Here is a 13785-nt window from a genome sequence, read left to right as displayed (position 1 = left end):
TTCTTGGCCCCAAAGATGTTAAAAAGGGGAGCTTAACATTTTTAGGCTGTATTGGCTTTTTAAGAAGTCTAAATAATTATCATAAGAGAGTGCCTTGGCATACAAGTAGCCTTGAGTACGGTCGGCGTTCATCGTTGTAAGTAGTTGATGAACCTCTTGAGTCTCTACGCCCTCAATCGTGATAGTTAGGCCCAGATTATGTGCCATATCTATGGCTGTTTGCACAATAACCTGATGCGCACGGTTATCAGTTAAATCAAACACAAACGACTTATCTACTTTAAGTTCGCTAAAGTGATAGTTAACTAAGTAGCTAAGCGATGAATAACCCGTACCAAAGTCGTCGAGTACCACTTTAACGCCCAAGGTGGCAAGCTCCTCAACCAAGGTGACTAATGCATCTTGGTTTTCGACAAAAGCAGATTCAGTCAGTTCAAACTTTAATAAGTGAGGGGCAACTTGATATTTAATTAAAATATTCTCTACTTTTTCAGTCAAATTAGTAATGGCTAGATTTTTTGCACTTAAATTAATACTAATACTATGATTGCTTATGTCATCGGATGCCAGCTTTGCAATGTCTTTACAGGCTTGTTCAATAACCCAAATTGTTAATTCATTAATAATACCAGTGTGTTCGGCGAGTATAATTAGCTTTTCTATCGAAATATTTTTAAAGTCAGCATCTGGCCAGCGTAGTAGGGCTTCCGCGCCGTGTATACTGCACTCCTCTAAGCTCACTTGTGGTTGATAATAAAGTGCAAGTTGATCCTCTCTTATCGCTTGCTGTAGCTTGGCTGCAAGAGCAACGTCCATGGTAAGGTTGTCATGCGCAAGTGATGAGCTTACTTTGCTTAGGTTATGTTTAGCGTCGTGTAATGCTAAATAGCCTCGTTTTAACCAAAACTCAAAATCATCACGTTTACCGTAACCACTAATGCCAACACTGTAATTAAGTTGTAAGTCTAGACCTTTAATTTGATATGTTTTTGGTAACTTATTTAAGATCTGTTTGAGTAATTCTTCGAGCGTGTGCTGACTCTGTTTTTTAGTAGAAATGCAGGCAAATACGCCACTGCCCAAATCAGCAATTTTAGCTGGCTGATTAATACCATTGTTGAGATGAAAAAACTCTCGTTCAAAGCTTAATTTGCATTCAAGCTCGTGAGCAACATGCTTAATTAGCTCATATCCTTGCGAAGAGGTAATAATGGTATTTAGCGAGTTAAAATGACGTATTTTCACCAAACATAAAGTGGTAGAGCGCTGCTGCGCCTTGAGTGCCATAAAGGCATATTTTAGCTTGGCGCTATTGAGTAGCTTGGTTTGTTGGGTATGTGTTGCATGATAAAGAACTTGCTCACGCTGGTAACGAATCCGATCAGCAAGTGCCATTGCCATTAGGACAATTTCACACAAAATGGCAACTAAAAATGCATGGCGTATTGAAAAACTATAGGAAATAACACCTGTGAGCTCTAGAGGTTGGATAGCTGCGCCAATGATCAGTGGTACCCACGAAAATACGTAAAACTTAGCCCAACGAAAACCACTTCTTAATTTGTTATAAATTAAAATGAAGCAGACAATATATTGCGATCCTAGAATTACAAAAAATATCGGCGCAGCTATGTTTTCGGGAATGAAAAAGCTCAATATACCGAGAACTAGCATCAGCCTTAATAAGCCGATGCTTAGTTTATAACGCCAGCAGCCGTCTTTGTGATAACGCAAAAATAGTGTACAAAAGGCGAGGGTAAAAATCGCCATGGTGTAGTTGACCACAATGACTTTTTCGTGAATAAATAATTGCCATTCAAGCGGCCATAAGTAAAAACCAAATCCGAGCACGGTTCCCATTAATGCAATAGCGCTAATAATGTAGCCAATATAAACCAAGTAAACACGCTCTTTAATACCAAAATAGAGCAATAAGTTGTACAGCGAAGCCATTAGTAGTACGCCAGCAAAAATACCCCAAATGCCTGTTTGAGAGCGCACTAAGTCAACAAATACAGTATGGCGATATAAGTGAATTGGGGTTTTACTAATCCCCACGGTATCTATTTTTATGACTAATTGTTGTTTAGATTGGCCATCAAGCTTAAAACGGATATGGGGAACGCTGTACTTAAATAAAGTAAGGCGCGGCTCTTTATCACCAAGCTTATAAGTTTCGAGTAGCTGGTTATTACTATTGAGCCTATATATAGTGAGGTGATCCACCATAGGATTATCAAAGTGCGCCACCACATCTTCTTCTTTGCTGCTTTTGTTTTCTAAATCAAGGCGTAACCAATAATTTTGCTGTTGAAAACTCCAAGGAATATCGTTAAATTCTTGCTCTGTAAATTGCGCTTTATTACTCATTACTTCTGCGAAGTTTTGTGTTTTACTCTTGTCTATGTAATATGCATGATCGAGGTAAACAGGAGTTATTTTATCTATGGTATAGCGAGATGGCATCACAAAGTTTGTTGCCAATGTGCTGATAATAAAAAAGATAAAAATTAGTATTACGACCGCTATCGCATGATAGCGCAAGGTTTTAAATTCCAATATTAACCTGTGCCCTGATTGTTTTTTTATAGTGTAGCAGTAAAAAGCGCAGATAATCTGCGCTTATAAAGTTTAATGAGTAAAACTCAATAATTATTTTTCACGAGCAATTGCACGATAGGCTATATCTGTACGGTATTCCATGCCGTTCCAGTTGATTTCATCAACCAGTTTATAGGCACGTTGTTGCGCTTGTGTAACGGTATTACCTAGTGCCGTTGCACATAATACTCTACCACCGGCAGTTACTACGTTATCGCCATCTTGCTTAGTCCCTGCGTGAAAAACTTTTTCGCCTTCAGGGTAAGTTACTTTCAGGCCACTAATCGCATCGCCTTTCGGGTAGCTATCTGGGTAGCCTTTGGCAGCTAAAACAACACCTACAGCAGCGCGTGAATCAAACTCAATGGTAGTTTTATCAAGCTCTACACGGTTAGCAGCTTCAATCAGCTCAACTAAATCTGATTGCAAACGTAGCATCATAGGTTGTGTTTCAGGGTCGCCAAAACGACAGTTATATTCAATTACTTTTGGTGTGCCGGTGTCATCTATCATTAAGCCTGCATATAAAAAGCCAGTGTACGGGTGGCCTTCGCTAGCCATACCTTCTACCGTAGGGTAAATCACTTCATTCATAATGCGTTGATGAATTTCATCAGTCACTACCGGTGCCGGAGAATAAGCGCCCATACCGCCAGTATTTGGGCCAGCATCGCCATTGTAAGCACGTTTATGATCTTGGCTAGTTGCAAATGGCAGTACGTTTTCACCATCAACCATTACGATAAACGACGCTTCTTCACCTTCTAAAAACTCTTCGATGACAACGCGGCTGCCAGCTTCACCAAAGGCATTACCCGCAAGCATATCGCGAATGGCTTCTTCAGCCTCGTGCTCGTTCATGGCTACAATCACGCCTTTACCGGCCGCTAAACCATCAGCTTTTATAACAATCGGTGCGCCTTTCTCTTTTAAATAGGCAAGCGCAGGGTCGATTTGTTCAAACGTTTGGTAATCAGCAGTTGGGATAGCATGACGTGCTAAAAAGTCTTTAGTGAACGATTTAGACCCTTCAAGCTGGGCTGCACCGGCGGTTGGACCAAAAATAGCTAAGCCGTGTTCACGAAACTTATCAACAACACCTAATACTAGCGGCACTTCTGGACCAACAATGGTTAGCTCAACATTATTTTGTTGTGCAAAGCTAAGTAGCCCATCAAGATCTTCAACGTTAATTGCTACGTTCTCAAGTTTTGGCTCAAGGGCTGTGCCCGCATTACCTGGAGCAACATAAACAGTGTTTACTTTTGTATTTTGAGCGGCCTTAAACGCAAGTGCGTGTTCGCGGCCGCCGCTGCCAATGACTAATACATTCATGGCGAATATCCTATTTAAAGCGGTTTTTTAAATTTCAGCGTCATACGGTCGCTTTCACCTATGGCTTTATATTTAGCGGCATCTTGCTCGCCAAGTCTAAGGCTCGGTGGAAGGGTCCATACCCCTTTAGGGTGATCGGCTGTATCAAGAGGGTTTGCATTAATATCGCTTTTTGCTTCAAGTTCAAAACCTGCTTGTTCAGCAAGTGCAATAACCACACTCTGCTTCATATAACCTGATGACTTTTGCATTTCATCGGCTTGCTCTTCGGGTAGGCGATGTTCAACTACGCCTAAAGTGCCGCCAGGCTTAAGTGCTGTATAAAAAGACTTAAATGCATTGCTTGCTGCGTCTTTATCTTTACTCATGTACCAGTTATGGACATTACGAAAGGTCAGTACCATATCGGCGCTACTTGCAGGGGCAATATCTAAATGAGTAGAAGGAGCAAACTCAGTAAGTTTAACGTCACTAAAGCGGGCATCTTCAGCGATTTTAGCTTTAAAGCCAGCAAGAGAACGTTGGTAATAACCAACCGATGAATCAGCAGGAAAATGCGCGGCATAATAGGTGCCTTGCTCTTTTAGTGCTGGCGCTAAAATTTCACTATACCAACCACCGCCAGGCGCAATTTCTACCACAGTCATTGTTGGTTTAAAGCCAAAAAATTCGAGGGTTTCTACAGGATTGCGGTATTGGTCGCGTTCACTGCTACGCTCACTTGCTTTAACTGCATTTGTTAATGCTGAGTCGTGGCCATGGTTGTGTGCTAACGCCATTGTTGAACTTAATGACAGTGTGGCAACCAGTAGAGATTTTAGTGCAAATTTCATCGTCTAATCCTTCACATTATAATTGTTAGTCATGGTTATAGAATAAGCAGAATACGTGAATTTGATGCAAACAAAAAGAGCTAACTGAAGTAGTTAGCTCTTTAAGCGATTAATGGCGGAAATGGCGCATACCTGTAAACACCATTGCCATACCGGCTTCATCAGCGGCGGCAATTACTTCTTCATCGCGCATGGAACCACCCGGTTGAATAACCGCGGTAATACCTGCTGCAGCTGCAGCATCAATGCCATCACGGAATGGGAAAAATGCATCTGATGCCATTACCGAGCCTTTTACTTCAAGGTTTTCATCAGCGGCTTTAATACCGGCAATTTTAGCTGAGTAAACGCGGCTCATTTGGCCTGCACCAACACCAATAGTCATACCGTCGCGGGCATAAACAATGGCGTTTGATTTAACAAATTTAGCCACTTTCCAGCAGAACAGTAAGTCTTTAAGTTCTTGCTCAGAAGGCTGGCGCTTAGAGACAACCGTTAAGTCGCCTTGCGTTACCATACCTAAATCACGGTCTTGAATTAGAACGCCGCCATTAACGCGTTTAATGTCATGGCCTGTGCCTTTAGCAGAGAACTCACCACACTCTAATAAACGCACGTTTTGTTTAGCTGATACTATTTGAGCGGCTTCCGCACTCACGCTTGGCGCAATAATAACTTCAACAAATTGACGTTCAACAATCGCTTGTGCGGTGTTGGCATCAAGCTCTTGGTTAAAAGCAATGATGCCGCCAAACGCTGACGTTGGATCTGTTTTAAAAGCGCGATCGTACGCTTCTAAGATATTGTCGCCAATTGAAACACCACATGGATTAGCATGTTTTACAATAACACACGCAGGTACATCAAATTCTTTAACACACTCAAGTGCGGCATCGGTATCGGCAATATTGTTAAACGATAATGCTTTACCTTGTAGCTGAGTCGCTGTCGCCACAGACGCTTCAGTGATGTCGTTTTCAACATAAAACGCGGCATCTTGATGCGAATTTTCACCGTAACGCATATCTTGCTTTTTAGTGAATTGCATATTAATAGTACGTGGGAACTTAGTATCTTCAGCGGCTTCTTCTGTGTAATCAGGAACCATTTTACCGAAGTAGTTAGCAATCATACCATCGTATTGCGCTGTATGCTCATAAGCGGCAATAGCTAGATCAAAGCGGGTTTTGTAGGTCGTTGAGCCGTTGTTATTTTGCATTTCGCTAATAATACGGTCATAGTCGCTTGCGTTAACAACAATCGTCACATCTTTGTGATTTTTAGCTGCTGCACGCACCATGGTTGGGCCGCCAATATCGATGTTTTCTATAGCATCTTCAAGGCTGCAGTTTTCTTGAGCGACAGTATTCGCAAAGGGGTATAAGTTAACTACAACGATGTCGATAGCAGAAATGTTGTTATCTGCCATTACGCCTTCATCTTGGCCACGACGAGCAAGAATACCGCCATGAATTTTTGGGTGTAGGGTTTTTACGCGACCATCCATGATCTCAGGGTGTCCGGTGTGATCTGATACTTCGGTAACTTTAATCGCATTATCAGCAAGTAGTTTACAAGTGCCGCCAGTTGAAAGTATTTCAACACCTTGTGCTTCTAGTGCACGGGCAAATTCAACAATACCGGTTTTGTCTGACACACTCAAAAGTGCGCGACGTATAGGACGATGTGTATCCATTGTAGTTTGATTTCCTCAGTTAATGAGCTAGCTTAGAAGCGCGTATTTTAACTGATTCCGACTCAAAAAACGACTTATAACGACCCATAAAGCGTGAGCATTTTGCAATTTCGTTAATAAATTTTACAGATAAAAAAAGCACCCTAAGGTGCTTTTTTAAGAGTGTTTTATAAAACACTCAGTGTATTGAATCAGCAAGCGCGGTAAAGCAATTACGGCATCAATACCTTAGGTATTAGTTCATACCGTATTTTTTTAGCTTTTTACGTAAAGTACCACGGTTGATACCTAGTAAAATTGCCGCACGAGTCTGGTTGCCACGTGTGTAAGTCATTACTTCTTCAAGCAATGGCGCTTCTAGCTCAGAAAGAACAAGGTCGTAAACGTCTTGCACATCTTGACCGTTAAGCTGTTTTAAGTAGTGGTGAACAGCTTTTTTTACTGCATCACGCAATGGCTGCGGTTTCTCGTGTGACTGAACATGAGGGTTTGTGATAAATGGAGAAGTCACGTTTTGTTCGAACATTATAAAGTCTCTTTCTTTCTTAGTTAGCTGCTAGTGTTTTAAAGTATTGCTCTAATGCGACGACCTGTTCCTCGGAATTGTCGAGCGCATTAAATACTCGCCTAAACTGACCGTCACTGTCATGGGTTTGCAAATACCAAGATACATGTTTGCGAGCGATTCGTGCTCCCATTGGCTCACCGTAAAACATATGGAGGTTGGTTAAATGCTCCATTAAAATACTGCGCACCTCTGCAATAGCAGGTGGCTGCATATGTTCACCAGTTCGCAAATAGTGGTCTATCTCCCTAAATATCCAAGGGCGACCTTGGGCGGCTCGACCAATCATGATGGCATCTGCACCCGTATAGTCCAAAACCTGCTTTGCTTTTTCAGGTGATGTAATATCACCATTAGCAACCACAGGTATCGACACTGAACGTTTTATATCCCTAATTGTGGCGTACTCAGCATCACCTTTATACATACATGCGCGCGTGCGCCCATGTACAGCCAGTGATGCAATGCCATAACGTTCAGCTATTCTTGCAATCTCTACACCATTACGGTTGTCCTGATCCCATCCTGTACGGATTTTAAGTGTTACAGGTATATCAACCGCATTAACGACGGCATCAATAATCTCTTCCACGAGTTCTGGAAACTGTAATAAGGCTGAGCCTGCAAGTTTCTTGTTCACTTTTTTTGCTGGGCACCCCATATTGATATCTATGATCTGTGCACCGTTTGCAACATTGAATTGTGCGGCCTGTGCCATAAGCTCAGGGTCTGCTCCTGCAATTTGCACCGCACGTATACCCGACTCACCAGAATGATCCATTCGGTTCATCGACTTTTCGGTTTTCCAAACCTTCGGATTAGACGACAGCATTTCAGACACAGCAAGGCCAGCGCCTAAACGACGACATAGCTGTCTAAATGGTCTGTCTGTTATGCCCGCCATAGGCGCGACAATGACATTATTCTCAAGTTGGTATGAACCGATACGCACGATATTCAATAGGCCTCTTTTCAAGGGGCGCTAAGTTTACGGCTTTTTGCGCAAAAATCAAAGGCTATAAATTGAACAAAAGTGACTTTTTTTTGCTCTTTTCGTATTGACATTTGATAACCGTATGACGAAGCGGTTTATTTGTGTGAATTTTGAACGGTCGTTGTTTTTATAATAAAAAATCTTTATTTTTTATTATGTAAAAAAATAGTAAAGCCTGTTAAATACAGGCTCTAGAAACGACTTTTGAGTTAATACTCTAAACTTTTAAAAACGCACTATTATGCTTTTTTAATGCCACTGACTCGGGTCCAGTCGCCTTCAATGGCAATCTCATCAAGTTCAATAAAGGGCGCATATATATCGGCAACCGATTTTGCTTGCTCTTCTAAAATGCCCGACATGGCAATTTTACCGCCTGGTTTTAATAAGCCTAAAATCACACTATGAAGCTCACGCAGAGGTTGCGCTAAAATATTTGCCACAACAATATCGGCTGTAAATTCAGGTTGGTTTTCTGGTAGATAAACTTCAAGCTTGTCAGCAACGCCATTACGGTTAGCGTTATCTAAGCTTGCTTCTAGCGCTTGCGGGTCAATGTCTATTCCTATCATGCGCTCTGCACCTAGTTTAATTGCTGCAATGCCTAATATGCCTGAACCACAACCAAAATCGACTACCGTTTTGCCGCTTAAGTCTTGGCTTTCAAGCCACTTTAAACACAGCGCGGTGGTGGCGTGCGTGCCAGTACCAAATGCAAGGCCTGGATCAAGTAGCACATTGACTGCGTCTGGATCTGGAATATCGCGCCAGCTAGGGCAAATCCATAGTTTTTCGCCAAATTGAATAGGGTGGAAGTTATCCATCCACTCACGTTCCCAATCTTTGTCTTCGAGTTGCTCGATTTTGTAAACTAAATTGTCTTTGAGCTCATCATGGCGCTTTAATAACGCAACCACGGCGTTCATATCGTGATTAGCTTCGAACAGACCAATTACTGTGGTATCAGCCCAAAAAACGACTGTGCCAATTTTGGGTTCGTAAATAGGGGTGTCTTTAGCATCAATAAAAGTAACAGAAGCACTACCAGCTTCCATTAATAAGTCACTAACTGCATCTGCGGTTGCAGCATTGGCATTGATACGGATTTGGATCCAAGCCATGTTTATTTCCTTGAAATAGAAAAAAGGCCGCTACAGCGGCCTTTTGAGTTAACTCATAATGTAACGCTAGATTATTTAGCGTCTAAAAAGCTTTTCAGTAAATCAGAGCGAGAAGGGTGACGTAATTTACGTAGTGCCTTCGCTTCAATTTGACGAATACGCTCACGTGTTACATCAAACTGCTTACCTACTTCTTCTAACGTGTGGTCGGTATTCATATCAATACCAAAACGCATACGTAGTACTTTCGCTTCACGGGCAGTTAAGCCAGCGAGCACATCGTTAGTTGCGCCACGAAGAGACTCCATTGTTGCCGAATCGATAGGCGAATCAATAGTAGTATCTTCAATGAAGTCGCCTAAGTGCGAATCTTCATCATCACCAATTGGTGTTTCCATTGAAATTGGCTCTTTTGCAATCTTAAGTACCTTACGGATTTTATCCTCAGGCATCATCATGCGTTCAGCTAATTCTTCTGGATTTGGCTCACGACCCATTTCTTGTAACATTTGACGTGAAATACGGTTCAATTTATTGATCGTTTCAATCATATGTACTGGAATACGGATCGTTCTTGCTTGGTCAGCAATAGAGCGAGTAATTGCTTGGCGAATCCACCACGTAGCATAAGTAGAGAACTTATAACCACGACGGTATTCAAACTTATCAACCGCTTTCATCAAACCAATATTACCTTCTTGAATTAAATCCAAGAACTGTAAGCCACGGTTGGTGTATTTTTTAGCGATTGAAATTACCAGACGTAAGTTCGCTTCTACCATCTCTTTTTTAGCACGGCGCGCTTTCGCTTCACCAATACTCATGCGACGGTTTATATCTTTAATACGTTCAATGCTTAAGCCAGTGCTTTCTTCCATTGAAGAAAGTTTGCTAATACAACGAAGTATTTCAGGCTTCACTTCTTCAAGTTTAGCTGAATGCTTTTCGTTAGCTGCAATTTCAATATCAAGCCATGCTGTGTCAGTTTCGTTGTTTGCAAAGTGCTTAACAAAGGTTTTCTTTGGAAGCTTTGAAACTTGTACTGCATGCTTCATGATAAGACGTTCTTGAACGCGAACTCGGTCCATCATTTCACGCATGTTATTAACCATGCGGTCAAATTGTTTAGGCACAAGTTTAAAGGTTCTGAACAACTCACCAATTTCTAAAATAGCGGCTTGAGATTCTGGATGAGAGCGACCTTTCTTATCGAATGTTTCACGTGCTTTAGTGTATAAATCACGTAAGTTTTCGAAATGGATGCGCGCTTCTTCAGGATCTGGACCTGTATCTACTTCTTCTTCGTCTTCATCATCGCTGTCATCATCATCGTCGCTGTCATCAAGCTGTTTTTCGCTTAATTCAGAACCAATGTTAGTGGCAGCAATTGGTGGTGCTTCGTCTGCATCAGGATCGAAAAAGCCAGAGATAATGTCGCTAAGGCGCATCTCTTCTGCTTCAAATTTATCCCACTGTTCAAGTAGGTAAGTGATCGCTTCTGGGTATTCAGCAACCGAAATCTGTACTTGGTTAATGCCTTCTTCAATACGTTTAGCGATAACAATTTCGCCTTCACGGGTAAGAAGTTCAACAGTACCCATTTCACGCATATACATGCGAACAGGGTCTGTTGTACGGCCGATTTCTTTTTCTACAGTAGCAAGGGCTGCAGCGGCAGCTTCCGCTGCGTCTTCGTCTGTCGTGGTTTCTTGCATCATTAATTCATCAGCATCAGGCGCGTTTTCGCTAACCTTGATACCCATGTCATTAATCATGCTAATGATATCTTCTACTTGATCTGAGTCGATAATATCTTGTGGAAGGTGATCATTAACTTCTGCAAAAGTTAAGTAACCTTGCTCTTTACCTTTTTGAATCAGAAGTTTTAATTGTGACTGAGGAGTTGGATCCATAGAGATTGTTTCTTCCACTCTGATAAGTTGATACAACAGGCGCCATCATGGAGTTTGCTCAAAGGCTAACCAGAATAATGTGACGCAGTGAATAGCACAGTATAACAGCCTAAATCAAATCTGACTAGCTGTTCGTTGCTTTTAACGCTGTCATTAGCAAATGACATTCTAGTCGTTCATCGCTATTTAAGCCCTGTGTCTTGTCTTTTATTAATAGGGTCTCTAGTCGATAATTTAAACACTGATCTTCAATAAATTTAAAAGTATTTTGAAAAACAGTCTCTAAACGCTCTTCATTTATTTGATGTTGCCATGTCGCCAACTTAGTTAATGGCTCATAGTCATCAGTGTCTCTAAATGATTCGAGAATTTGTGCAGTGGTAATACCATCTTTTTGTAACGCTTGATGTTGTAGGCGTAATAACAAGCCGATTCCTGCAATATTCATTTGTGCTAAATCAGGCAAGTAGGGCACGCTTTTTGCCAAATTAGGGTGCTGAACTAAGATGCCTATCGCTTGGCGCATCGGTGTAATTTTAAATTTACGTTCAATTGCTTGCTGCTGTTTTGGTGTTTTTAAATGATTATTAAGTTGCTCACGGGTGCGACCAATTAATCTGCCAAGTTGCTCCAAGATATTTTCTTGATAGAACTCACTCGGGATCTTTTCAATTAATGGCAATGCTGCACTGAGTAACTTAGCCTTACCGGAATCGAGCGTTAAATCAATCTCTTTACTTAGTTTATTAAACAGCACTTTAGTGAAGTCATCGGCGTTTTCAAGGCGTTGCTCAAAAGCCTCTTTACCTTCTTGTTGTACGAGTGAATCAGGGTCTTCACCATCGGGTAAAAATACAAAATGCAGTGCTTTGCCATCGTTTAAGTAAGGAAGTGCGTTTTCCAGTGCGCGCCACGCGGCATCTTTACCTGCACGGTCACCGTCGTAGCAACAAATAACTTTGTCGGTGGTTCTAAATAAGGTGTGCATGTGCTCGCTGGTTGTTGCTGTGCCGAGTGCGGCAACTGCGTATTCTATACCTTGTTCTGCCAGCGCTACTACGTCCATGTAACCTTCGACTATAAGTACATGATCGAGCTTTTTGTGTGCTTGCTTTGCTTCATAAAAGCCATAAAGTTCAAAGCCTTTGTGGAATATTCGTGTTTCAGGAGAGTTTAAATATTTTGGCCCCTGATCTGCTTGCATTACACGGCCACCAAAAGCAATGACGCGACCGCGTTTATCACGAATAGGAAACATTAAACGATCACGGAAAAAATCGAATTGCTTACCTGGCGTTTTTTCAGATGCGAGCTTCAGCTCAACTAATTGCTCTTTTTGTTCTTGATTACGTCCAAGCTGTTGGCAGAGGCCTTCCCATTCGCTGGGCGCATAGCCCATCATAAACTTTTTAACTGTTGCGCCGCTTAAGCCGCGACCTTTTACATAGTCTATTACTGTTTCAGAATTACTATGATGTTTTAACTGGTGTTGATAAAAACGCGCTGCATGGAGCATTAAATCGTAGTCTGAACGTTTTTGTGCTGCGGTGCGTTCTGGGCCATTACTACTTCCTTGTTCGCGAGGAACATCTAGGTTAAGTAAACTGGCTAGCTCTTCAATTGCATCAACAAACTCAAGTTTGTCATATTCCATAACAAAAGAAATAGCATTGCCGTTAGCGCCACAGCCAAAGCAATGATAAAACTGTTTATCTTGCGATACAGTAAACGAAGGCGATTTTTCATTGTGAAAAGGACAGCAAGCTTGATAGTCTTTGCCCGCTTTTTTCAACCCTACCTTTGAGTCAATCAGGTCGACAATATCGGTTCGTGCCAATAAATCATCGATAAAGTTGCGTGGGATCTTTCCAGCCATTGTTTAAAGTACAGCCCTAAGGTAAATATAAAAGTGTTAAAAGCGAATTATAATACGCAGAGATTGGAACACAAATGCATATTTTTTTGAAGTGCTCTAAACGAAGAAACCGAGCTCAAGGCTCGGTTTACTTCAATCATACTTAATGTATGTGGGAGTATTAGGCAGTTAATCGTTGCTTAATTAAACCTGAGATTTTGCCCATATCGGCACGACCTTCGGCTTTGCTTTTGATTATACCCATTACTTTACCCATGTCTTGCATACCTGCTGCGTTAGTATCAGCAATAGCCGCGTCAATGAGAGCAATGATTTCTTCTTCACTCAATTGTTGAGGTAAAAAAGCTTCAAGTGCTGTAATCTCATTGGCTTCAATTTCAGCTAAATCATCACGCCCAGCATCTTTGTACTGAGTGTAAGAGTCGCGACGTTGTTTAACAAGCTTCACTATAACGGAGGTAATACCTGCGTCGTCTAGTGTTATTTGCTCGTCAATTTCACGTTGCTTGATTGCAGCAAGTACCATGCGAATAGGATTAAGACGTTGTTTGTCTTTAGCTCTCATCGCATCTTTTTGCGCATCTTTTAGCGTTATTAAAAGGCTCATTTATACAAGACCTAATATATTAGTATAATTTAACGCGACGAGCGTTATCACGAGAAAGTTTTTTCATGTGACGTTTAACAGCAGCTGCTTTTTTACGCTTACGCTCAGCTGTTGGTTTTTCATAGTGCTCGCGACGACGAACTTCTGAAAGGATACCTGCTTTTTCACATGAACGCTTGAAGCGACGAAGTGCTACGTCAAACGGTTCGTTCTCTCTTACTTTAATTACTGGCATTAAAAATTC

The 13785-nt window shown here is 41.5% G+C and carries 11 protein-coding genes; all 11 read right to left on the bottom strand.

Features of this window, described 5'->3' with window-relative positions:
• Positions 1-18 precede the first annotated feature (18 nt).
• The gene (locus AC0VZ5_RS13845; protein ID WP_464711046.1) at positions 19-2559 is read right to left on the bottom strand and encodes an EAL domain-containing protein; all 2541 of its coding nucleotides are present in this window, start codon (positions 2557-2559) and stop codon (positions 19-21) included.
• A 93-nt stretch (positions 2560-2652) separates the two neighbouring features.
• Positions 2653-3936 carry a phosphoribosylamine--glycine ligase gene (gene purD / locus AC0VZ5_RS13840; protein WP_475473304.1) on the bottom strand — a complete coding sequence of 428 codons (1284 nt, stop codon included), beginning with the start codon at positions 3934-3936 and terminating at the stop codon, positions 2653-2655.
• A gap of 14 nt (positions 3937-3950) precedes the next feature.
• The gene (locus AC0VZ5_RS13835) at positions 3951-4769 is read right to left on the bottom strand and encodes a class I SAM-dependent methyltransferase (RefSeq protein WP_475473302.1); all 819 of its coding nucleotides are present in this window, start codon (positions 4767-4769) and stop codon (positions 3951-3953) included.
• A 109-nt stretch (positions 4770-4878) separates the two neighbouring features.
• The gene (gene purH / locus AC0VZ5_RS13830) at positions 4879-6465 is read right to left on the bottom strand and encodes a bifunctional phosphoribosylaminoimidazolecarboxamide formyltransferase/IMP cyclohydrolase (protein WP_475473300.1); all 1587 of its coding nucleotides are present in this window, start codon (positions 6463-6465) and stop codon (positions 4879-4881) included.
• 235 nt (positions 6466-6700) lie between these two features.
• On the bottom strand, positions 6701-6991 hold the full coding sequence (gene fis / locus AC0VZ5_RS13825; RefSeq protein ID WP_002957804.1) for a DNA-binding transcriptional regulator Fis: 291 nt from the start codon (positions 6989-6991) through the stop codon (positions 6701-6703).
• Positions 6992-7010: 19 nt separating this feature from the next.
• Entirely contained in the window at positions 7011-7982 is a 972-nt protein-coding gene (gene dusB, locus AC0VZ5_RS13820) for a tRNA dihydrouridine synthase DusB (protein WP_010391792.1), read from the bottom strand.
• Between the two features lie 281 nt (positions 7983-8263).
• On the bottom strand, positions 8264-9145 hold the full coding sequence (prmA, locus tag AC0VZ5_RS13815) for a 50S ribosomal protein L11 methyltransferase (RefSeq protein ID WP_054202602.1): 882 nt from the start codon (positions 9143-9145) through the stop codon (positions 8264-8266).
• 71 nt (positions 9146-9216) lie between these two features.
• Positions 9217-11058 (bottom strand): RNA polymerase sigma factor RpoD, encoded by a 1842-nt coding sequence (gene rpoD, locus AC0VZ5_RS13810; RefSeq protein ID WP_010391796.1) that lies wholly within the window; start codon positions 11056-11058, stop codon positions 9217-9219.
• Positions 11059-11182: 124 nt separating this feature from the next.
• Positions 11183-12934, bottom strand: coding sequence for a DNA primase (gene dnaG, locus AC0VZ5_RS13805; RefSeq protein WP_475473298.1), 1752 nt, complete (start codon positions 12932-12934; stop codon positions 11183-11185).
• A gap of 160 nt (positions 12935-13094) precedes the next feature.
• Positions 13095-13541: a GatB/YqeY domain-containing protein gene (locus AC0VZ5_RS13800; protein WP_008114877.1), complete on the bottom strand. Its 447-nt coding sequence runs from the start codon at positions 13539-13541 to the stop codon at positions 13095-13097.
• A gap of 19 nt (positions 13542-13560) precedes the next feature.
• Positions 13561-13776 (bottom strand): 30S ribosomal protein S21, encoded by a 216-nt coding sequence (gene rpsU, locus AC0VZ5_RS13795; protein WP_002957797.1) that lies wholly within the window; start codon positions 13774-13776, stop codon positions 13561-13563.
• Positions 13777-13785 lie beyond the last annotated feature (9 nt).

Source organism: Pseudoalteromonas sp. QJM3NY_12, from assembly GCF_056173165.1.
The sequence above is the reverse complement of the archived record's forward strand: the minus strand, read 5'-3'. Positions and strand labels throughout refer to the sequence as shown.

Excerpts from the sequence above, each read along its gene's own strand:
- AC0VZ5_RS13835 (WP_475473302.1), bottom strand. The coding sequence starts at position 4,769 with ATGAAATTTGCACTAAAATCTCTACTGGTTGCCACACTGTCATTAAGT.
- prmA (WP_054202602.1), bottom strand. The coding sequence starts at position 9,145 with ATGGCTTGGATCCAAATCCGTATCAATGCCAATGCTGCAACCGCAGAT.
- rpoD (WP_010391796.1), bottom strand. The coding sequence starts at position 11,058 with ATGGATCCAACTCCTCAGTCACAATTAAAACTTCTGATTCAAAAAGGT.
- rpsU (WP_002957797.1), bottom strand. The coding sequence starts at position 13,776 with ATGCCAGTAATTAAAGTAAGAGAGAACGAACCGTTTGACGTAGCACTT.
- fis (WP_002957804.1), bottom strand. The coding sequence starts at position 6,991 with ATGTTCGAACAAAACGTGACTTCTCCATTTATCACAAACCCTCATGTT.
- dnaG (WP_475473298.1), bottom strand. The coding sequence starts at position 12,934 with ATGGCTGGAAAGATCCCACGCAACTTTATCGATGATTTATTGGCACGA.
- AC0VZ5_RS13800 (WP_008114877.1), bottom strand. The coding sequence starts at position 13,541 with ATGAGCCTTTTAATAACGCTAAAAGATGCGCAAAAAGATGCGATGAGA.
- purD (WP_475473304.1), bottom strand. The coding sequence starts at position 3,936 with ATGAATGTATTAGTCATTGGCAGCGGCGGCCGCGAACACGCACTTGCG.
- purH (WP_475473300.1), bottom strand. The coding sequence starts at position 6,465 with ATGGATACACATCGTCCTATACGTCGCGCACTTTTGAGTGTGTCAGAC.